We start from the raw sequence: 21,267 nt of genomic DNA, 5'->3' as shown, positions 1-21,267 counted from the left end.
ATCAGGAGGTCGCCTTTTGATTTTTTGCCGGATGGCACTAACGTTTATTCGGCCTACAGAACCGGTAGGTCGGATAAGACGCTAACGCCATCCGACACAATTACTGCTGCTGAGACGCCTGAATGGCGGTCAAAGCGATGGTGTAGACGATATCGTCAACCAGCGCGCCACGGGACAGGTCGTTAACCGGTTTGCGCATGCCCTGCAGCATTGGCCCGATGGAGATCAGGTCGGCAGAACGCTGTACCGCTTTGTAGGTGGTGTTACCGGTGTTCAGATCCGGGAAGATGAACACAGTAGCGCGACCGGCAACCGGAGAGTTCGGCGCTTTGGATTTCGCAACGTCAGCCATTACTGCGGCGTCGTACTGCAACGGACCATCGATCACCAGGTCAGGACGTTTTTCCTGCGCCAGACGGGTCGCTTCACGCACTTTTTCTACATCGCTGCCCGCGCCGGAGTTACCGGTGGAGTAGGAGAGCATCGCCACGCGCGGCTCAATACCGAAAGCGGTAGCGGAATCAGCAGACTGAATCGCGATTTCAGCCAGTTGTTCAGCGGTCGGATCCGGGTTGATCGCACAGTCGCCGTAAACGTAAACCTGTTCCGGCAGCAGCATGAAGAACACGGAAGAAACCAGAGAACTGCCCGGTGCGGTTTTGATCAGCTGCAGCGGCGGACGAATGGTGTTTGCGGTGGTGTGAACAGCACCGGAAACCAGACCATCAACTTCATCCTGTTCCAGCATCAGCGTGCCGAGAACTACATTATCTTCCAGCTGTTCGCGGGCAACGGCTTCGGTCATACCCTTGCTCTTACGCAGCTCAACCAGACGGGCAACGTAGCTTTCGCGAACCACTTCAGGGTCAACGATTTCGATACCCGTGCCCAGTTCAACGCCCTGAGCCGCCGCAACGCGGTTGATCTCGTCCGGGTTACCCAGCAGGACACAGGTCGCGATGCCGCGTTCGGCACAAATCGCAGCGGCTTTAACGGTACGCGGCTCGTCGCCTTCCGGCAGAACAACGCGTTTGCCTGCTTTGCGCGCCAGCTCGGTGAGCTGGTAACGGAAGGCCGGCGGAGAGAGACGGCGGCTGCGCTCGGAAGTGGCGGTCAGGGAGTCAATCCACTGTGCGTTAATGTAGCTGGCAACGTATTCCTGAACGTTTTCAACGCGTTCGCTATCATCAGCCGGAACTTCCAGGTTGAAGCTTTGCAGGCTCAGGGAGGTCTGCCAGGTGTTGGTGTTCACCATAAATACCGGCAGACCGGTAGCGAATGCACGTTCACACAGCTTGCGAACGCTGGCATCCATTTCGTAGCCGCCAGTCAGCAGCAGAGCACCGATTTCCACGCCGTTCATTGCGGCCAGGCAGGCAGCAACCAGCACGTCCGGACGGTCTGCGGAAGTAACCAGCAGAGAACCCGGGCGGAAGTGTTCCAGCATGTGCGGAATGCTGCGCGCACAGAAAGTCACGGATTTCACGCGGCGGGTTTTGATGTCGCCTTCGTTGACGATGGTCGCATTCAGGTGACGCGCCATATCGATTGCACGCGTGGCAATCAGTTCGAAACTCCACGGGATCGCGCCAAGTACCGGCAGCGTGCTGTTTTCCTGCAGTTTTGCTGCATCGACGTGCACAACTTTTGCTTTGGAAGAGTCATCAAAAATTTCTGACAGATCCGGGCGAGTACGACCCTGATCGTCAACCGGCGCGTTCAGTTTGTTAACGATAACGCCGGTGATATTGGTATTTTTTGCGCCGCCGAAGCTGTTGCGGGTCAGTTCGATACGCTCTTTCAACTGATCCTGCGTGTCAGTGCCCTGAGACATAACAAACACGATTTCAGCGTTCAGCGTTTTCGCGATTTCAAAGTTCAGCGAATCGGCAAACTGGTGTTTGCGGGTCGGCACCAGACCTTCAACCAGCACGACTTCAGCGTCTTTGCTGCTTTCGTGGTAGCGCGCGATGATCTCTTCCATCAGCACGTCTTTTTGGTTGCTGGAGAGCAGCGACTCAACATGGCTCATTTTCAGCGGTTCAGCCGCTGGCAGGCCAGAAGTCGCACGCACGATGGTGGTGGTCTGGTCCGGAGCATCGCCGCCGGCGCGCGGCTGGGCGATCGGTTTAAAGACGCTCAGACGAACGCCTTTGCGTTCCATAGCGCGGATAACGCCAAGGCTGACGCTGGTCAGGCCGACGCTGGTTCCGGTAGGGATCAGCATAATAATACGGGACACGGTTAATCCTCTTTCGTTACCGTCGTTGCAGACGGGTTACAAAACAGCACCGCCAGCGTTGGCTGGCGGTGTGGGTAATCAGGCAGTCAGGCGGCTCGCGTCTTGCGCGATAACCAGTTCTTCGTTGGTCGGGATAACAACGGCAGGACGGGTGCCTTCTTTGTTGATAAAGCCAGACTTGCCGAAACGGGCAGCCAGGTTACGTTCGTGGTCAACTTCAAAGCCCAGTACGCCCAGACGGCCCAGGGAGAGTTCACGTACCATTGCAGCGTTTTCACCGATACCACCGGTGAAGACAACGGCATCCAGACGGCCATCCATCAGCGCAGTGTAAGAACCGATGTATTTTGCCAGGCGGTGGCAGTAAACATCCATCGCACGTTTGGCGTCTTCTTTCTCTTTGTAGTTGTCTTCTACATAACGGCAGTCGCTGGTGACTTCAGTCAGACCCAGCAGGCCGGACTCTTTGGTCAGCATTTTGTTGATCGCTTCAACGCTCATGCCCAGAGTGTCATGCAGATGGAACACGATAGCCGGATCGATATCACCGGAACGTGTACCCATTACCAGACCTTCCAGCGGGGTCAGACCCATGGAAGTATCAACACATTTACCGTTGCGAATTGCGGAAACAGAACCACCGTTGCCGAGGTGGCAAGTGATGATGTTCAGCTCTTCAACCGGTTTGTTCAGCACTTTGGCCGCTTCCTGAGTAACATAGAAGTGGCTGGTGCCATGCGCGCCGTAGCGACGTACGCCGTGCTCTTTATACAGTTTGTACGGCAGAGCGTACAGGTAGGACTCTTCCGGCATCGTGGTGTGGAACGCGGTGTCGAAGACAGCGACGTTTTTGTCCTTCAGTTTCGGGAAGGATTTCAGCGCTTCAGCGATACCAATCAGGTGAGCCGGGTTATGCAGCGGTGCGAAAGAGGCTGCATCTTTGATGCCCTGAATAACAGATTCGTCGATCACAACAGAGCTGGTGTATTTTTCGCCACCGTGCACGATGCGGTGACCGATAGCAGTCAACTGTGCAGACAGTTCTGGTTTTTGTGCCAGAATAGTGTTAACGATAAAGTTCAGCGCTTCACTGTGAGCGGCACCTGCACCTAAAGCCGCTTCTTGTTTACCGCCATCGATTTTCCACTTGATGCGTGCTTCAGGGAGATGGAAACATTCGGCTAAACCAGAAAGGTATTCGTCACCGTTAGATGCATCGATGATGGCAAATTTCAGCGAGGAACTACCGCAGTTCAGAACCAGTACTAACTTACTCGACATGGAAGTACCTATTTATGATACGTGGCTAAAAAAGGTCAGTGAGTCGCACAGCGTAGCGCAGGTTGACGCTGACATTTATGATTAACATCATGCTGAATATGTTTTTTGGCATGATGGAAGAATACATAAGATTTTAAGCTATTTTGCGCAAATTTCAGGCAGTGGCATAATAAGCTTTAAATTTGACGATTTAACAATAGTCGTCTATAGGCCCTGGTCAGGCTGCCACAGGATACCTGATACCAGGTGGGATTGACAAAAAATTTTAACGTTGTCATCCGTAGTTGTTGTTTTGCACAAATTTTTTAATTTTTATATGTGAAGTTGAGGTAAGACCATGTCCACTTCTGAGAATCGACCCGTTAGTTTCTTCAGTTTGTTTCGTCGGGGTCAGCGCTATGCGAAGACCTGGCCCATGGAAAAACGCCTCGCTCCGATGTTTGTTGAGAATCGCGTGATCCGCGCAACGCGTCACGCTATCCGCTTTATGCCGCCGCTGGCGGTCTTCACTCTGTGCTGGCAAATCGCGCTTGGCGGTCAGCTTGGCCCGGCAGTGGCAACCGCGCTGTTTGCCCTGAGCCTGCCAATGCAGGGGCTATGGTGGCTGGGTAAACGCTCCGTCACGCCGCTACCGCCTTCGATCCTGCACTGGTTTTACGAAGTGCGCGGTAAACTCCAGGAAGCGGGACAGGCGCTGGCACCGGTCGAAGGCAAACCTGATTATCAGGCGCTGGCAGACACTCTTAAACGTGCTTTCAAACAGTTGGATAAAACATTTCTTGATGATCTGTGACGCCATCAGGAATCGCAGTCTATATAAAAGAAGGCATCCTTGCGGTGGCTTCTTTTTTATTTTCATTTGGATCTACGCAACACCCCCGGCAAATCAAGAAAGCCATCGTTTTCAGCATGTAAACTCGAAACATCTTATTTAAAGCGCCGATGAGCCACAGGAGTCGAAAGATGGAAATGACTAATGCCCAACGTCTGATCTTATCCAATCAGTATAAAATGATGACCATGATGGATCCGGCGAATGCAGAACGCTACCGCCGTTTACAGACCATTATTGAGCGTGGCTATGGGCTGCAAATGCGCGAGCTGGATCGCGAGTTCGGCGAGCTGAAAGAAGAAACCTGCCGTATTGTTATCGATATCATGGAGATGTATCACGCGCTCCATGTCTCCTGGACCAACCTGAAAGACGCCAATACCATTGATGAACGCCGTGTGACTTTCCTTGGCTTTGACGCGGCAACGGAAGCGCGTTACCTCGGCTATGTGCGTTTTATGGTGAATATTGAAGGCCGCTACACCCATTTCGATGCCGGTACGCACGGCTTTAATGCGCAAACGCCGATGTGGGAAAAATATCAGCGCATGCTGAGCGTATGGCACTCCTGCCCGCGCCAGTATCATCTGAGCAGCAACGAAATTAATCAGATTATCAACGCCTGAGGAGGTGAGTGTGCAGTGCAAAGGATTTCTGTTTGATCTGGATGGTACGTTGGTTAATTCTCTGCCCGTTGTTGAGCGGGCATGGTGTAGCTGGGCCGACAGGTTTGGCATCGCGCATGATGAAGTGCTGAATTTCATCCATGGCAAACAGGCGATTACCTCGCTGCGTCACTTTATGCCGGGGAAATCGGAGGAGGAGATTGCCGCTGAGTTTACCCGGCTGGAAGCCATTGAAGCGGCGGATACCGACGGGATCGCCCCGTTGCCGGGCGCTATCGCATTACTGGAGCACCTCGATTCGGCAGGCATTCCATGGGCGATTGTTACCTCCGGTTCCGTGCCGGTTGCTCACGCCCGTCACCGCGCAGCTGGTCTGCCTGCGCCGGAAGTGTTTATCACTGCCGAGCAGGTTAAGCAGGGTAAACCTGCTCCGGATGCTTATCTGCTTGGCGCAGAGCGGCTGGGGCTGGCGCCACAGGATTGCGTGGTGGTTGAAGATGCCGCTGCGGGCGTTTTGTCCGGGCTGGCGGCAGGATGCCACGTCATTGCGGTAAATGTTCCGGCCGATTCTCCCCGGCTTGATGAAGCCGATTTCGTGCTTACCAGCCTCGAAGCGCTGAGTGTTGCGAAGCAGTCAGACGGAACGGCGATTGTCACGCTAAATGCCTGAACCCATGATTTAACCCCACATTTGTGGGGTTTTTTTATGGCACTATTTTCCTTCCATCAACTGACAAGGATATGTTGTGAACGGTGAACTGATTTGGGTGCTGTGTCTGCTGGCGATTACCGTTGTGCTTTTCGCAACGGGGAAAGTACGCATGGATGCGGTGGCGCTGTTTGTGATTGTCGCCTTTGTCTTAAGCGGCACACTCACTCTGCCCGAGGCCTTTTCAGGTTTTAGCGATCCCAATGTGATCCTGATTGCCGCACTGTTTATTATCGGCGATGGCCTGGTGCGCACCGGTGTGGCGACGAATATGGGCGCCTGGCTGGTTGATATGGCTGGCAGTAGCGAAGTGAAAATGCTGGTGCTGCTCATGTTTACCGTTGCCGGGCTGGGCGCTTTTATGAGTTCTACCGGTGTGGTGGCGATTTTTATACCGGTAGTCATGAGCGTTTCGCTACGCATGCAGATTTCGCCTTCGCGTCTGATGATGCCGCTCAGTTTCGCCGGGCTTATCAGCGGCATGATGACGCTAGTGGCAACGCCGCCTAACCTGGTGGTGAACAGCGAATTGTTACGAGAAGGCATGGAAGGGTTCGGCTTTTTTAGCGTGACGCCGCTGGGCCTGGTGATCCTGCTGCTGGGGATCATCTATATGCTGCTGATGCGTTTTATGCTGAAAGGGGATGATGAGCAAGCGCAGCGTGACGGCTGGAAGCGCCGTTCGTTTCGTGAGCTGATTAAAGAGTACCGCCTTACCGGGCGGGCGCGCCGCCTTGCTATTCGTCCCGGCTCTCCTTTGATCGGCCAGCGCCTTGATGATTTGCGGCTTCGCGAACGCTATGGCGCGAATGTTATCGGCGTTGAACGCTGGAGGCGTTTTCGGCGGGTAATTGTCAACGTCAACGGTGTCTCCGAGTTCCGTGCCCGCGACGTTCTGCTGATTGATATGTCTGCTGCTGAGGTGGATTTGCGTGAATTCTGCGCCGAGCAGTTGCTGGAACCCATGGTGCTGCGCGGTGAATATTTTTCCGATCAGGCGCTGGATGTCGGAATGGCGGAAGTGTCGTTAATTCCGGATTCTGAACTGATAGGTAAGACGGTTCGCGAAATTGGTTTTCGTACCCGCTACGGCTTAAACGTGGTTGGCCTGAAGCGCAACGGCGAAGCGGTTGACGGCGTGATTACGGATATCACGCTGGAACTGGGCGATATTTTCCTCGTCGTCGGTAACTGGAAACTGATCCGTCAGTTGGGCTCTCACGGACGCGACTTTGTTGTGCTCAATTTACCGGTTGAAGAGAGCGCTGCTTCGCCTGCTCACAGCCAGGCACCGCACGCGATTTTTTGCCTGGTGCTGATGGTCGCCCTGATGCTTACCGATGAAATTCCCAATCCGATCGCTGCGATTATCGCCTGCATGCTAATGGGGAAATTCCGCTGTATTGATGCTGAAAGCGCCTACAAGGCCATTCACTGGCCGAGCATTATTCTGATCGTCGGGATGATGCCTTTTGCGCTGGCGCTGCAAAAAACCGGCGGCGTGGATCTGGTGGTTAAGGGGTTGATGGATATCGGCGGCGGTTACGGGCCGCACGTTATGTTGATCTGCCTGTTTATCATGTGCGCGGTCATCGGGCTGTTTATCTCGAACACCGCCACTGCGGTGCTAATGGCGCCGATTGCGCTGGCGGCGGCAAAATCGATGGGCGTTTCGCCGTATCCGTTTGTCATGATGGTAGCAATGGCGGCATCGGCCGCATTTATGACGCCAGTTTCATCACCGGTTAACACGCTGGTGCTCGGGCCTGGCAATTACCAGTTCAGTGATTTTGTTAAGATCGGCGTGCCATTTACGCTGCTGGTGATGGTGGTTTGCGCGGTGCTGATCCCGATGCTGTTTCCGTTTTGACGCATTTGCCGGGTGGCGTTCACCCGGCAAAGAAAACTTACAGCGGCGAATCCTGGCTGATTTCGTCCAGCGATAAATGGAAACTGGGCACAAAGACTTGCATAAAGTAGTCCATTTCCGGGCTGCGCCGGGCATCAAGGGTTTTTTCGAGACGAGATTTTGCCAGCCCAAATTCATTGTTGCCGGCGGATAGCTCTTCCAGACATTTCAGATAGGCGCATAGTGCATCTGCCTGCTTCACGATCGTTTTTTCTTCCGCACTGTAGTGCTGTTCATCAATCAGCGGTGCAAAAATATCCTGTAACTCTTCCGGCACCATTTCGACCAGTTTTTGCTGGGCAATCTTTTCGATCGCTTTATATTCCTGCGCAATTTGCGAATTGAAATACTTTACCGGGGTGGGCAGATCGCCGGTCAGAACTTCCGATGCATCGTGGTACATAGCCAGCAATGCAATACGCTCAGCATTCAGTTGGCCATTGAATTTACGGTTTTTTATCGCCGCCAGCGCATGGGCGACCATCGCCACTTGCAGGCTGTGCTCGGACACATTTTCGGTGCGTACGTTGCGCATCAGCGGCCAGCGATTGATCAGTTTAAGGCGGGAAAGATGGGCGAAGAAATGACTCTGACTCATAGTTAACCTTGTCTGTGACTGCGACCTGAGTCATTGTGCGCAGAGTGTGGGGGAAGATGCAAATCCTCCCCCGATGGAGATCACTGATGATAACCAGAGAGGAAACGGCCAAAACGGCTGATCGCCATCTCCAGATCGTCTTCGCGCGGCAGCGTCACGATACGTACGTGATCCGGCCACGGCCAGTTGAACGCGGAACCCTGCACCAACAGCACTTTTTCCTGTAGCAGGAAGTCGAGCACCATCTTTTGATCGTCGTGAATATTAAAGCGTTTCGCGTCAATTTTCGGGAACATATAGAGTGCGCCGCTTGGCTTCACGCAGGAAACCCCGGGAATTTCATTGATCAGTTCCCATGCGCGGTTGCGCTGTTCATACAGACGACCGCCCGGCATGATAAATTCACTGATACTTTGGTAACCGCCGAGCGCAGTCTGAATCGCGTGCTGTGCCGGAACGTTGGCGCAAAGGCGCATTGAGGCCAGCATTTCCAGCCCTTCGATATAGCCTTTCGCGTGTTTTTTCGGCCCACTCAGCACCATCCAGCCCTGACGGAAGCCTGCCACGCGGTAGGTTTTTGACAGACCATTAAAGGTAATAGTGAACAGATCCGGCGCCAGTGCGGCGATAGAGTGGTGCTCGGCCGCATCGTAAAGAATTTTGTCGTAGATCTCATCGGCGAAGATGATCAGGTTGTGCTGACGCGCAATCTCAACCACCTCCATCAACAGTTCTTTTGAATAAACCGCGCCGGTAGGGTTGTTCGGGTTGATAATTACAATGCCACGGGTGCGTGGTGTGATTTTGGCGCGAATATCGTCAAGATCCGGGAACCAGCCAGCAGATTCATCACACAGATAATGCACGGCTTTACCACCGGAAAGCGACACGGCCGCTGTCCACAGCGGGTAATCCGGGGCGGGAACCAGCATTTCGTCACCGCTGTTAAGCAGCGCCTGCATCGACTGAACGATCAGTTCAGAAACACCGTTACCAATATAGATATCTTCAACGGTCACTTCGCGCATACCGCGCGCCTGATAGTGCTGCATGATCGCTTTGCGGGCTGAATAAAGCCCTTTGGAATCGCAATAGCCTTGCGCGCCTGGCAGGTTACGAATCACATCGACCAGAATTTCATCCGGCGCCTCGAAGCCGAATGGAGCAGGGTTGCCGATGTTAAGTTTAAGAACTTTATTACCTTCTTCTTCCAGACGCTTTGCTTCTTTCAGAACCGGGCCACGGATGTCGTAACAGACATTATCTAATTTGCTGGATTTTTCGATGGAGGACATGAACCTTTTGACCTTTTAGCTATGGGAGCCACTGCCTGCCGTGGAAGTGAGCACGGAACAATGTACTCCCACGCCCGTCAGTTTTGAAGGGTTAGCAGAAGAAGATTTCGCGGTAACTTTCTCATTGATTAACGTTTTTTTAACTGTTTTCTTTTATTTTTTATTTGTTATTAAACTGCATTTACGTTAATTTTCAGTTTTTAATATCAAAAATACATAAGAAATTGTAATTTATCGCTAATAAAAACCGTTTGCTTAGTGCAGGTTTAAAAAAGAAGGACGGAAACAGACAGCGAATTCTTCGCAAAATCTGGATGATGGCGAGATGAGATCATACATTTTGTCATAGGGGAATGTTTGCGCTGTAAACGCAATGTTAAGCATTATTAATAGTTAGAACGGTTGTCAATTAATAGCTAATTAATATTGAGAATGGGAACTATGTTCGTCTCATAATATTATAAGGAGAGGTCGGACATGATGACAATTGCGGTTTAAGATTATTCGCAATAATGCTTATAAATATAAAGGTTTTAGGTTAAACTCGGAGGGCAAGAAATGGTGCTGAAGTGAAAAAGCCATGCTTTAGTTAAGGGCTATTTCTTAATTTTAGTTGGTTGTTATTATTCAGTTTTACTCCAGTCCGCTTATATAGCCTTATGGTATATGATACATGTGCTATGTATAGCCAGTGATGTGCATAAACAGGTTCTTTTCTTAAAAGCATTCGCAAGGTTTATCACGGTTTATATATCCAGAAGGAATGGAGCATGCGAAATAAAGCCAATGGGTTCAGCTTGCATTAGACAGCGAACTATAAACACGAGAACTTACTGTCAGACTTTGATGAGTCATGACGTTGCTGGATGCACTTTTTAAATGGAATTACTTAATCTTACGAGCACAGCATAAACCCGGGGTACTCTGCGCGAGCAACCCGTAAGTGAAAAAATATGATAAATGCAAATCGTCCGATACTGAATCTCGACCTCGATCTGCTGAGAACTTTCGTTGCGGTCGCTGATCTGAACACCTTTGCTGCGGCTGCTGCTGCGGTATGTCGCACCCAGTCTGCCGTAAGCCAGCAAATGCAGCGGCTGGAACAGTTAGTGGGAAAAGAACTTTTTGCCCGTCATGGGCGTAATAAACTTTTAACCGAACACGGCATTCAATTACTGGGTTATGCGCGAAAGATCTTACGTTTCAATGATGAAGCGTGTACTTCGCTGATGTTTAGCAATTTGCAGGGCGTATTAACTATTGGCGCTTCTGACGAATCGGCCGATACCATTTTGCCTTTCTTGCTTAATCGTATTAGCTCGGTATATCCGAAACTGGCGCTGGATGTGCGCGTGAAGCGCAACCCCTTATCCGACGATCGTCTTCAGGATCATGACCTCGATCTGGTGGTAACAACGCATCGCGACGGGCAGTTTGATTGCCTGACGTTACGTACATCCCCAACGCACTGGTACTGTTCGGCGGAATATGTTCTGCAGAAAGGTGAGGCCATTCCACTTGTGTTGCTGGATGAACCCAGTGCGTTTCGCGACATGGTGATTAATGCGCTCAATAGTGCCGATATTCCATGGCGCATGGCTTATGTGGCTTCAACGCTCTCGGCTGTGAAAGCGGCAGTGAAAGCCGGGCTTGGTGTCACCGCCCGCCCTGTTGAAATGATGAGTCCGGATTTGCGGGTATTAGGTCGCGCTGATGGCCTGCCGCTGTTACCTGATACGGAATATCTGCTGGGCTATAATCCCAATAGTCACAATGAACTGGCGCAGGTTATTTTTCAGGCGATGGAACATTACCAGAACCCGTGGCATTACGGGAATCCAGGGTCTGAAGAAGGTGGGGATCCGCTCATCGTTGAAGGGGATTTTGGCTAACATTTTGCGCCAAAACTGGTAACAAAATGTAAGTGCAAAAATGAACCGCTGGCAGTGAAATCGCTGCCACTGGTTCGTTTTATATCGGAACATTTCCCTGCTGAATTATTGACCCTCTAAATCATATTTCCTTTCAAGAAGTTAATGCTCCTCACAGCAAAATATCCCTTTATCAACTATAGTCTTTCATGCCTTAAGCTCATGTTAAAAATCAAGCTGGATTGTTGCCGTTTTTTGCGATGAATTAACAAAAGCGTGTCTCAGATCAAGAAAATACTCCCAATGAGGGGGAGGAATCCGGACAAAATCCTGTCAAAATAAGCGGGTAATATCAGGAAAAGCTCACAACGGACACGATTCAACACCTGAGTTTTTCGCGGGTATGTTTGAGGCCGATCAAGAAAACGGCACTAAATGTTAATGAATTGCTGCCGATGTAAACTAATGTGAGGAAACTTTTGTTAAAGTTGACAAAAGGTTATAGAAAGGAGTAAAACCCACATCGTTTAGCTGTTTTCGCCTTTTTTCACAGTTAATGTGTGGTTTTATTCCTCCCCGTGAATCGATGTGGCGTCATCTGCCAGCAAGAGCAGAGGTATTAACGCTACCTTTTGAGTTAAGCAATGCGTATGTCAACATCCACTGAAATCATCGCTCATCACTGGGCATTCGCTATCTTTCTTATTGTCGCCATAGGGCTTTGTTGCCTGATGCTGGTCGGCGGTCGTTTTTTAGGCGGCCGCGCACGCGCAAGGCACAAAAACGTTCCTTTCGAATCCGGTATCGATTCTGTCGGTTCCGCGCGCTTACGTCTCTCCGCCAAGTTCTACCTGGTGGCCATGTTCTTCGTCATCTTCGATGTAGAAGCGCTTTACCTCTATGCATGGTCAACCTCCATTCGCGAGAGTGGTTGGGTCGGTTTTGTCGAAGCTGCAATTTTTATTTTAGTGCTGTTGGCTGGTCTGGTTTATCTGGTGCGTATTGGCGCGCTGGATTGGACGCCCGTGCGTTCGCGCCGTGAGCATATCAACCCAGAGACTGGCAACCACACTGATCGTCAACGCTAACCGCGAGGCAATAAGATGGATTATACGCTCACCCGCATAGATCCTAACGGTGAGAACGACCGTTACCCCCTGCAAAAACAGGAGATCGTAACCGACCCCCTGGAACAAGAAATCAACCGTAGTGTCTACATGGGCAAACTCGAAAATGCCCTGCACGATATGGTGAACTGGGGCCGTAAAAACTCAATTTGGCCATATAACTTTGGTCTGTCGTGCTGCTATGTAGAGATGGTGACTTCCTTTACGGCCGTTCACGACGTCGCGCGTTTTGGTGCGGAAGTACTGCGTGCTTCTCCTCGTCAGGCGGACCTGATGGTTGTTGCCGGTACCTGCTTTACCAAAATGGCGCCTGTCATTCAGCGTCTTTATGACCAGATGCTGGAACCAAAGTGGGTTATCTCGATGGGAGCCTGCGCGAACTCTGGTGGTATGTACGATATCTACTCCGTCGTGCAGGGCGTCGATAAATTTATCCCGGTGGATGTTTACATCCCTGGCTGTCCGCCGCGTCCTGAAGCGTATATGCAGGCGCTGATGTTGTTACAGGAATCGATTGGTAAAGAACGTCGTCCTCTCTCCTGGGTGGTTGGCGATCAGGGCGTTTACCGCGCCAATATGCAGTCGGAACGTGACCGTAAGCGTGGCGAACGCATTGCCGTTACCAATCTGCGTACGCCGGACGAGATTTAATGTGCGCCTGTGGGTAATGGAAAAAAACTTCGCATTTCAATAATCCAATAACGCGAAGCCATACCCGACAGTCACCACGGACCCTTTGCAATGGTGAACAATATGACCGATTTAACCGCGCAAGAAGCCGCATGGCAGACTCGGGATCATCTGGATGATCCGGTCATTGGCGAATTGCGCAACCGTTTTGGGCCGGATGCCTTTACTGTTCAGGCGACCCGCACCGGGGTACCCGTAGTTTGGGTGAAGCGTGAGCAATTGCTGGAAGTTGGCGATTTCCTGAAGAAGCTGCCGAAACCTTACGTCATGCTGTTCGATCTGCACGGCATGGATGAGCGTCTACGTACACACCGCGCCGGTTTACCCGCCGCGGATTTTTCCGTTTTCTATCACCTGATTTCGATCGATCGCAACCGCGACATCATGCTCAAGGTAGCGCTTTCTGAAAACGATCTGAACGTGCCGACGTTTACCAAACTCTTCCCCAACGCCAACTGGTACGAGCGTGAAACCTGGGAAATGTTTGGCGTGACCTTTAACGGTCACCCGCACCTGACGCGCATCATGATGCCGCAGACCTGGACGGGACATCCGCTGCGTAAAGATTACCCGGCCCGCGCCACCGAATTCGATCCGTTTGAGCTGACCAAAGCCAAGCAGGATTTAGAAATGGAAGCGCTGACCTTCAAGCCGGAAGACTGGGGCATGAAGCGCGGCACCGACAATGAGGATTTTATGTTCCTCAACCTCGGTCCGAACCACCCGTCTGCGCACGGTGCTTTCCGCATTATCCTGCAACTCGACGGCGAAGAGATTGTCGACTGCGTACCGGATATTGGTTACCACCACCGCGGCGCGGAAAAAATGGGCGAGCGTCAATCCTGGCACAGCTACATTCCTTATACCGACCGTATTGAGTACCTCGGCGGCTGCGTTAACGAAATGCCGTATGTGCTGGCGGTAGAGAAACTGGCGGGGATCACCGTACCGGATCGCGTCAACGTGATCCGCGTGATGCTCTCTGAACTGTTCCGCATCAACAGCCACCTGCTTTATATCTCCACCTTTATTCAGGACGTGGGCGCAATGACCCCGGTGTTCTTCGCCTTTACCGATCGGCAGAAAATCTACGATCTGGTGGAAGCGATTACCGGTTTCCGTATGCACCCGGCGTGGTTCCGTATTGGCGGCGTAGCGCACGATCTGCCGCGTGGCTGGGATCGTTTGCTGCGTGAATTCCTCGACTGGATGCCGAAACGTCTGGCCTCTTATGAGAAGGCGGCGCTGCGTAACACCATTCTGAAAGGCCGCTCGCAGGGTGTTGCCGCTTACGGCGCGAAAGAAGCGCTGGAGTGGGGGACTACTGGCGCGGGTCTGCGTGCTACCGGCATCAACTTTGACGTGCGTAAAGCGCGTCCATACTCCGGCTATGAAAACTTCGACTTTGAAATCCCGGTGGGCGGTGGCGTCAGCGACTGCTATACCCGCGTGATGCTGAAAGTGGAAGAGCTGCGCCAGAGCCTGCGTATTCTTGAGCAGTGTCTTAACAATATGCCGGAAGGTCCGTTCAAAGCGGATCATCCGCTGACGACGCCGCCGCCGAAAGAGCGCACGCTGCAACATATCGAAACCCTGATTACTCACTTCCTGCAGGTTTCATGGGGCCCGGTAATGCCAGCCAACGAATCCTTCCAGATGATTGAGGCAACCAAGGGTATTAACAGTTACTACCTGACCAGCGACGGCAGCACCATGAGCTACCGCACGCGCGTTCGCACGCCGAGCTTTGCGCATTTGCAGCAAATCCCGTCGGCGATCCGCGGCAGCCTGGTATCCGACCTTATCGTCTATCTGGGTAGTATCGATTTTGTTATGTCAGATGTGGACCGCTAATTATGCACGAGAATCAACAACCACAAACCGAGGCTTTTGAGCTGAGTGCGGCAGAGCGTGAGGCAATTGAGCACGAAAAGCACCACTACGAAGACCCGCGTGCGGCGTCCATTGAAGCGCTGAAGATTGTTCAGAAGCAGCGTGGCTGGGTGCCGGACGGCGCAATTTACGCCATTGCTGATGTTCTGGGGATCCCGGCGAGCGATGTCGAAGGCGTGGCAACATTCTACAGCCAGATCTTCCGTCAGCCAGTCGGCCGCCACGTGATCCGCTATTGCGACAGCGTGGTTTGCCATATCACCGGTTATCAGGGCATTCAGTCGGCGATTGAAAGCCACCTGAAGATCAAACCGGGCCAGACCACTTTCGACGGCCGCTTTACGCTGCTGCCGACCTGCTGCCTGGGCAACTGCGATAAAGGGCCGAACATGATGATCGATGAGGACACTCACGCGCATCTGACTCCGGAAGGCATTCCCGAACTGCTGGAGCGGTATAAATGAAAACAGTTATCCGTACTCCCGAAACTCATCCGCTGACCTGGCGGCTGCGTGACGACAAGCAGCCGGTCTGGCTGGATGAATACCAGAGCAAAAATGGTTATGCCGGTGCGCGTAAAGCGCTCTCCGGGATGGCGCCGGACGAAATCGTCAACGCGGTAAAAGATTCCGGCCTGAAAGGTCGTGGCGGCGCTGGCTTCTCCACCGGTCTGAAGTGGAGCCTGATGCCGAAAGACGAATCCATGAACATCCGTTACCTGCTGTGTAACGCCGATGAAATGGAGCCGGGCACCTATAAAGACCGCTTGTTGATGGAGCAGTTGCCGCACCTGCTGGTGGAAGGCATGCTGATTTCCGCCTTTGCACTGAAAGCTTACCGTGGCTACATCTTCCTGCGTGGCGAATATATCGAAGCAGCGGTACATCTGCGTCGCGCCATTGCCGAAGCGACCGAAGCGGGTTTGCTGGGTAAAAATATCCTCGGCAGCGGCTTCGATTTCGAACTCTTTGTTCACACCGGTGCAGGGCGTTATATCTGCGGTGAAGAGACCGCACTGATTAACTCGCTGGAAGGTCGCCGCGCGAACCCGCGCTCCAAGCCGCCATTCCCGGCAAGTTCCGGCGCATGGGGTAAACCGACTTGCGTCAACAACGTCGAAACCCTGTGCAACGTGCCAGCCATTCTGGCTAACGGCGTTGAGTGGTATCAGAACATTTCGACCAGCAAAGATGCGGGCACCAAGCTGATGGGCTTCTCCGGCCGCGTGAAAAACCCGGGCCTGTGGGAACTGCCGTTCGGTACGACCGCGCGTGAAATTCTCGAAGATTATGCCGGTGGCATGCGCGATGGCCTGAAATTCAAAGCCTGGCAGCCAGGCGGCGCAGGTACAGACTTCCTGACCGAAGCGCACCTTGATCTGCCAATGGAATTCGAAAGCATCGGTAAAGCGGGTAGCCGTCTGGGAACGGCGCTGGCCATGGCTGTCGATCATGAGATTGGCATGGTGTCGCTGGTGCGCAACCTGGAAGAGTTTTTCGCCCGCGAATCCTGCGGCTGGTGTACGCCGTGCCGTGATGGTCTGCCGTGGAGCGTAAAAATTCTGCGTGCGCTGGAGCGTGGCGAAGGCCAGCCTGGGGATATCGAGACACTTGAGCAACTGTGTCGACAACTTGGGCCGGGTAAAACCTTCTGCGCGCATGCGCCGGGTGCGGTTGAACCCTTACAAAGCGCGATTAAATATTTCCGCGAAGAATTCGAAGCGGGCATTAAACAGCAATTCAGCAATACCCATGCGATTGGCGGTATCCAGCCAAACTTGCTGAAAGCGCGCTGGTAATTGGGGTTACTCGCTCAGGCGAGGCCGGAAACAAATTTTGATTAATACCTGAGAAAGACCCGCAATCTTCGTGATGTAACAACACTGCTACGGCGCGAAGGACAAAGGTTATTCAGGCCAACTGGAAGCATGCTAATGGCTACTATTCATGTAGACGGCAAAGAATACGAGGTAAACGGAGCAGACAACCTTCTTGAGGCTTGTCTCTCCTTAGGCCTTGATATTCCTTATTTTTGCTGGCATCCGGCGCTGGGGAGCGTGGGTGCGTGCCGCCAGTGTGCGGTGAAGCAATATCAAAACGCGGAAGACACGCGTGGCCGCCTGGTGATGTCCTGTATGACACCGGCATCCGACGGTACTTTCATTTCTATTGATGACGATGAAGCGAAGCAGTTCCGTGAGAGCGTAGTGGAGTGGTTAATGACCAACCACCCGCACGATTGCCCGGTCTGCGAAGAGGGCGGCAACTGCCACCTGCAGGATATGACCGTCATGACCGGTCACAGCTTCCGTCGCTATCGCTTTACCAAACGTACTCACCGTAATCAGGATCTTGGCCCGTTCATCTCCCACGAAATGAACCGCTGTATCGCCTGCTACCGCTGCGTGCGTTATTACAAAGACTACGCAGACGGCACGGATCTTGGCGTGTATGGCGCGCACGATAACGTCTACTTCGGCCGCCCGGAAGATGGCACGCTGGAAAGCGAGTTCTCCGGCAACCTGGTGGAAATCTGCCCGACCGGCGTCTTCACCGACAAAACGCACTCCGAGCGTTACAACCGTAAGTGGGACATGCAGTTTGCGCCGAGCATCTGTCAGCAGTGCTCGCTGGGTTGCAACACCAGTCCGGGTGAACGTTATGGCGAGCTGCGCCGCATCGAAAACCGTTACAACGGTACCGTTAACCACTACTTCCTCTGCGATCGTGGCCGTTTCGGTTATGGCTATGTCAACCTGAAAGACAGACCGCGTCAGCCGGTACAGCGCCGTGGCGACGATCTGATCACCCTGAACGCCGAGCAAGCGATGCAGGGCGCGGCGGACATTCTGCGTCAGTCGAAGAAAGTGATTGGCATCGGTTCTCCGCGCGCCAGCGTGGAAAGCAACTTTGCCCTGCGCGCGCTGGTCGGTGCGGATAACTTCTACACCGGCATCGCCAAAGGCGAACAGGAACGTCTGGAGCTGGCGCTGAAAGTGCTGCGCGAAGGCGGTATCCGTACCCCGGCGCTGCGCGAAATCGAATCTTACGATGCGGTGCTGATCCTCGGCGAAGATATTACGCAGACCGGCGCGCGCGTTGCGCTGGCGGTGCGTCAGGCCGTGAAAGGCAAAGCTCGTGAAATGGCAGCGGCGCAGAAAGTCGCCGACTGGCAGATTGCGGCGATCATGAACATTGGTCAGCGCGCCAAACATCCGCTGTTTGTTACCAACGTCGACAGTACCCGTCTGGACGATATCGCCGCGTGGACCTATTGCGCGCCAGTTGAAGATCAGGCGCGTTTAGGTTTCGCCATCGCCCACGCGCTGGATGAGACAGCGCCAGCGGTTGACGGTCTGAGCAGCGATCTGAAAAACAAAATCGATGTGATTGTCCAGGCGCTGGCCGGAGCGAAGAAACCGCTGATTATCTCCGGCACAAACGCCGGTAGCGCAGAAGTGATTCAGGCGGCGGCCAACGTGGCAAAAGCACTGAAAGGGCGCGGTGCCGATGTTGGCATCACCATGATTGCTCGTTCGGTGAACAGCATGGGCCTCGGCCTGATTGGCGGCGGCAGCCTTGATGACGCGCTGGCGGAGCTGGAAGCGGGCCACGCTGATGCCGTCGTGGTGCTGGAAAATGATCTGCACCGCCATGCTTCTGCTGCACGCGTTGATGCCGCGCTGGCGAAAGCGCCGCTGGTGCTGGTGATTGATCATCAGCGTACGGCAATCATGGAGCAGGCTCATCTGGTGCTTTCCGCTGCCAGCTTTGCAGAAAGCGATGGCACGGTAATCAACAACGAAGGCCGCGCGCAGCGTTTCTTCCAGGTTTACGATCCGGCCTACTACGACAGCAAAACCATTATGCTGGAGAGCTGGCGCTGGCTGCATTCGCTGCACAGCACCGTTGAAAACCGCGAAGTGGACTGGACGCAGCTCGACCATGTGATTGACGCTGCCGTCGAAGCGTTGCCGCAACTGGCGGGGATTAAAGAGGCGGCGCCGGATGCCAGCTTCCGCATCCGCGGTCAGAAACTGGCCCGTGAACCGCATCGCTACAGTGGACGTACCGCCATGCGCGCCAATATCAGCGTGCACGAACCGCGTCAGCCGCAGGATAAAGACACCATGTTCGCCTTCTCAATGGAAGGGAACAACCAACCGTCCGCTCCCCGTTCGCAAATTCCGTTTGCGTGGGCGCCGGGCTGGAACTCCCCGCAGGCATGGAACAAATTCCAGGCTGAAGTGGGTGGTCACCTGCGTTACGGCGATCCGGGCGTTCGGCTGATTGAGGCCAGCGAAAGTGGGCTGGAATACTTCACTTCTGTTCCGGGAACCTTCGAAGCGCAGGAAGGTAAATGGCGTATCGCGCCGTACTACCACTTGTTCGGCAGCGATGAAATGTCGCAGCGTTCTCCGGTATTCCAGAGCCGTATGCCGCAACCGTACATCAAGCTGAACCCGGCCGACGCCGCGAAGCTTGGCGTTAACGCGGGTGCGCATATCTCCTTCACCTGGGAAGGTCAGACCATCAGCCTGCCATTGCAGGTTTCCGAAGGTCTGGCGGCAGGGCAGGTTGGTCTGCCGATGGGGATGCCGGGCATCGCGCCGGTGCTGGCCGGAGCACGTCTTGAAAATCTGCGGGAGGCGCAAGCATGAGCTGGTTAACACCGGATGTTATCGACATTCTGCTGAGCATCCTGAAAGCAGTGGTCATTCTGCTGGTGGTGGTCACCTGCGGTGCGTTCATGAGCTTTGGCGAACGTCGCCTGCTCGGTCTGTTCCAGAACCGTTACGGACCGAACCGCGTTGGCTGGGGTGGTTCACTCCAGCTGGTCGCGGACATGATCAAAATGTTCTTTAAAGAGGACTGGATCCCGCGCTTTTCCGATCGCGTGATCTTCACCCTCGCGCCGATGATCGCCTTCACCTCGCTGCTGTTAGCGTTCGCCATTGTGCCGGTCAGTCCGAGCTGGGTCGTGGCGGATCTGAACATCGGTATCCTGTTCTTCTTAATGATGGCAGGGCTGGCGGTTTACGCGGTGCTGTTTGCTGGCTGGTCGAGCAACAACAAATACTCGCTGCTCGGGGCAATGCGTGCTTCTGCGCAAACCCTGAGCTATGAAGTGTTCCTTGGGCTTTCCCTGATGGGCGTGGTGGCGCAGGCCGGTTCATTCAACATGACCGACATCGTCAACAACCAGGCGGGTTTGTGGAACGTCATTCCGCAGTTCTTCGGCTTTATCACTTTCGCTATCGCGGGCGTGGCGGTGTGTCACCGTCACCCGTTTGACCAGCCGGAAGCCGAGCAGGAACTGGCGGATGGTTACCACATTGAATATTCCGGGATGAAATTCGGTCTGTTCTTCGTCGGCGAATATATCGGTATCGTCACCATTTCCGCGCTGATGGTCACGCTGTTCTTCGGTGGCTGGCAGGGGCCGTTGTTACCGCCTTTCATCTGGTTCGCGCTGAAAACCGCGTTCTTTATGATGATGTTCATTTTGATTCGCGCCGCACTGCCGCGTCCTCGTTATGATCAGGTGATGTCGTTCGGCTGGAAAATCTGTCTGCCGCTGACGCTACTCAACTTGCTGGGAACGGCGGCTGTCATTCTCTGGCAGGCGCAATAAGGGGTGAAAAGACCATGACTTTAAAAGAATTACTCGTGGGCTTCGGCACCCAGGTCCGTAGTATCTGGATGATTGGCCTGCATGCTTTCGCGAAACGCGAAACCCGTATGTACCCGGAAGAGCCGGTTTATCTGCCGCCGCGTTACCGTGGCCGTATTGTGCTGACGCGCGACCCGGATGGTTCTGAGCGTTGCGTTGCCTGTAACCTTTGTGCGGTAGCGTGCCCGGTAGGTTGTATCTCGCTGCAAAAAGCGGAGATGCAGGACGGTCGCTGGTATCCGGAATTTTTCCGTATCAACTTCTCCCGCTGCATTTTCTGCGGTCTGTGCGAAGAGGCGTGCCCGACAACGGCGATTCAGCTCACCCCGGATTTCGAAATGGGTGAATACAAACGTCAGGACCTGGTGTACGAAAAAGAGGATCTGCTGATCTCCGGTCCGGGCAAATACCCGGAATATAACTTCTACCGGATGGCAGGTATGGCAATCGACGGCAAAGATAAAGGTGAAGCGGAAAACGAAGCCAAACCTATCGACGTCAAGGGCCTGTTACCGTAAGGA

At 53.4% G+C, this 21,267-nt stretch carries 17 protein-coding genes; 13 read left to right on the top strand and 4 right to left on the bottom strand.

The genetic code is table 11. The features are described 5' to 3' along the window. Positions 1-100 precede the first annotated feature (100 nt). Together pta and ackA are read right to left on the bottom strand one after the other, a co-directional pair. Positions 101-2,242 carry a phosphate acetyltransferase gene (gene pta, locus C0557_RS17115; protein ID WP_208659744.1) on the bottom strand — a complete coding sequence of 714 codons (2,142 nt, stop codon included), beginning with the start codon at positions 2,240-2,242 and terminating at the stop codon, positions 101-103. 78 nt (positions 2,243-2,320) lie between these two features. Beyond that, the gene (ackA, locus tag C0557_RS17110; protein WP_007371077.1) at positions 2,321-3,523 is read right to left on the bottom strand and encodes an acetate kinase; all 1,203 of its coding nucleotides are present in this window, start codon (positions 3,521-3,523) and stop codon (positions 2,321-2,323) included. A 337-nt stretch (positions 3,524-3,860) separates the two neighbouring features. Here ackA and yfbV point away from each other — a divergent pair, with 337 nt between their 5' ends. The 4 genes from yfbV to C0557_RS17090 all read left to right on the top strand — a co-directional run bounded on the left by yfbV (position 3,861) and on the right by C0557_RS17090 (position 7,560). Continuing rightward, a complete protein-coding gene (gene yfbV, locus C0557_RS17105; protein ID WP_043952894.1) occupies positions 3,861-4,316 on the top strand; it encodes a terminus macrodomain insulation protein YfbV in 456 nt (151 codons plus the stop codon). 170 nt (positions 4,317-4,486) lie between these two features. Next, positions 4,487-4,981, top strand: a complete 495-nt coding sequence (locus C0557_RS17100) for a YfbU family protein (RefSeq protein WP_043952895.1) — start codon at positions 4,487-4,489, stop codon at positions 4,979-4,981. Between the two features lie 10 nt (positions 4,982-4,991). Then, positions 4,992-5,651 (top strand): sugar phosphatase, encoded by a 660-nt coding sequence (locus C0557_RS17095; RefSeq protein WP_208659742.1) that lies wholly within the window; start codon positions 4,992-4,994, stop codon positions 5,649-5,651. Between the two features lie 76 nt (positions 5,652-5,727). Beyond that, the gene (locus tag C0557_RS17090; protein WP_208659740.1) at positions 5,728-7,560 is read left to right on the top strand and encodes an SLC13 family permease; all 1,833 of its coding nucleotides are present in this window, start codon (positions 5,728-5,730) and stop codon (positions 7,558-7,560) included. A gap of 37 nt (positions 7,561-7,597) precedes the next feature. Here the strand turns inward: C0557_RS17090 and yfbR are convergent, their stop codons facing one another. Beyond that, positions 7,598-8,197 carry a 5'-deoxynucleotidase gene (gene yfbR / locus C0557_RS17085; RefSeq protein ID WP_074780013.1) on the bottom strand — a complete coding sequence of 200 codons (600 nt, stop codon included), beginning with the start codon at positions 8,195-8,197 and terminating at the stop codon, positions 7,598-7,600. Between the two features lie 80 nt (positions 8,198-8,277). Then, positions 8,278-9,492: a pyridoxal phosphate-dependent aminotransferase gene (locus C0557_RS17080; protein WP_074780015.1), complete on the bottom strand. Its 1,215-nt coding sequence runs from the start codon at positions 9,490-9,492 to the stop codon at positions 8,278-8,280. 953 nt (positions 9,493-10,445) lie between these two features. On the opposite strand from C0557_RS17080, the gene lrhA reads away from it, so the two are divergent. From lrhA to nuoI, 9 genes are all read left to right on the top strand, one after another. Then, positions 10,446-11,384, top strand: a complete 939-nt coding sequence (gene lrhA / locus C0557_RS17075; RefSeq protein ID WP_208659738.1) for a transcriptional regulator LrhA — start codon at positions 10,446-10,448, stop codon at positions 11,382-11,384. Between the two features lie 623 nt (positions 11,385-12,007). Then, on the top strand, positions 12,008-12,451 hold the full coding sequence (gene nuoA, locus C0557_RS17070; RefSeq protein WP_208659736.1) for an NADH-quinone oxidoreductase subunit A: 444 nt from the start codon (positions 12,008-12,010) through the stop codon (positions 12,449-12,451). A gap of 15 nt (positions 12,452-12,466) precedes the next feature. Continuing rightward, positions 12,467-13,141 (top strand): NADH-quinone oxidoreductase subunit NuoB, encoded by a 675-nt coding sequence (gene nuoB, locus C0557_RS17065; protein WP_007371088.1) that lies wholly within the window; start codon positions 12,467-12,469, stop codon positions 13,139-13,141. Positions 13,142-13,231: 90 nt separating this feature from the next. After that, entirely contained in the window at positions 13,232-15,034 is a 1,803-nt protein-coding gene (gene nuoC, locus C0557_RS17060) for an NADH-quinone oxidoreductase subunit C/D (RefSeq protein WP_090136381.1), read from the top strand. Between the two features lie 2 nt (positions 15,035-15,036). Further along, entirely contained in the window at positions 15,037-15,537 is a 501-nt protein-coding gene (nuoE, locus tag C0557_RS17055; protein ID WP_007371090.1) for an NADH-quinone oxidoreductase subunit NuoE, read from the top strand. Then, a complete protein-coding gene (nuoF, locus tag C0557_RS17050; RefSeq protein ID WP_074780027.1) occupies positions 15,534-16,871 on the top strand; it encodes an NADH-quinone oxidoreductase subunit NuoF in 1,338 nt (445 codons plus the stop codon). Before nuoE ends, nuoF begins: the two co-directional genes overlap by 4 nt. A 135-nt stretch (positions 16,872-17,006) precedes the next feature. Continuing rightward, the gene (gene nuoG / locus C0557_RS17045) at positions 17,007-19,733 is read left to right on the top strand and encodes an NADH-quinone oxidoreductase subunit NuoG (RefSeq protein ID WP_208659734.1); all 2,727 of its coding nucleotides are present in this window, start codon (positions 17,007-17,009) and stop codon (positions 19,731-19,733) included. Next, the gene (gene nuoH, locus C0557_RS17040) at positions 19,730-20,707 is read left to right on the top strand and encodes an NADH-quinone oxidoreductase subunit NuoH (RefSeq protein ID WP_074780032.1); all 978 of its coding nucleotides are present in this window, start codon (positions 19,730-19,732) and stop codon (positions 20,705-20,707) included. Before nuoG ends, nuoH begins: the two co-directional genes overlap by 4 nt. Positions 20,708-20,721: 14 nt before the next feature. Then, entirely contained in the window at positions 20,722-21,264 is a 543-nt protein-coding gene (nuoI, locus tag C0557_RS17035) for an NADH-quinone oxidoreductase subunit NuoI (protein WP_017458593.1), read from the top strand. Positions 21,265-21,267 lie beyond the last annotated feature (3 nt).

This window comes from Kosakonia sp. MUSA4 (assembly GCF_013085925.1).
Taxonomy (GTDB): Bacteria; Pseudomonadota; Gammaproteobacteria; order Enterobacterales; family Enterobacteriaceae; genus Kosakonia; species Kosakonia sacchari_B.
The sequence above is the reverse complement of the archived record's forward strand: the minus strand, read 5'-3'. Positions and strand labels throughout refer to the sequence as shown.

Coding starts and splice junctions, on each gene's coding strand:
- nuoF (WP_074780027.1), top strand. CDS start 15,534: ATGAAAACAGTTATCCGTACTCCCGAAACTCATCCGCTGACCTGGCGG.
- ackA (WP_007371077.1), bottom strand. CDS start 3,523: ATGTCGAGTAAGTTAGTACTGGTTCTGAACTGCGGTAGTTCCTCGCTG.
- nuoI (WP_017458593.1), top strand. CDS start 20,722: ATGACTTTAAAAGAATTACTCGTGGGCTTCGGCACCCAGGTCCGTAGT.
- nuoG (WP_208659734.1), top strand. CDS start 17,007: ATGGCTACTATTCATGTAGACGGCAAAGAATACGAGGTAAACGGAGCA.
- nuoB (WP_007371088.1), top strand. CDS start 12,467: ATGGATTATACGCTCACCCGCATAGATCCTAACGGTGAGAACGACCGT.
- yfbV (WP_043952894.1), top strand. CDS start 3,861: ATGTCCACTTCTGAGAATCGACCCGTTAGTTTCTTCAGTTTGTTTCGT.
- C0557_RS17100 (WP_043952895.1), top strand. CDS start 4,487: ATGGAAATGACTAATGCCCAACGTCTGATCTTATCCAATCAGTATAAA.
- lrhA (WP_208659738.1), top strand. CDS start 10,446: ATGATAAATGCAAATCGTCCGATACTGAATCTCGACCTCGATCTGCTG.
- C0557_RS17080 (WP_074780015.1), bottom strand. CDS start 9,492: ATGTCCTCCATCGAAAAATCCAGCAAATTAGATAATGTCTGTTACGAC.
- nuoC (WP_090136381.1), top strand. CDS start 13,232: ATGGTGAACAATATGACCGATTTAACCGCGCAAGAAGCCGCATGGCAG.
- nuoE (WP_007371090.1), top strand. CDS start 15,037: ATGCACGAGAATCAACAACCACAAACCGAGGCTTTTGAGCTGAGTGCG.
- nuoA (WP_208659736.1), top strand. CDS start 12,008: ATGCGTATGTCAACATCCACTGAAATCATCGCTCATCACTGGGCATTC.
- nuoH (WP_074780032.1), top strand. CDS start 19,730: ATGAGCTGGTTAACACCGGATGTTATCGACATTCTGCTGAGCATCCTG.
- yfbR (WP_074780013.1), bottom strand. CDS start 8,197: ATGAGTCAGAGTCATTTCTTCGCCCATCTTTCCCGCCTTAAACTGATC.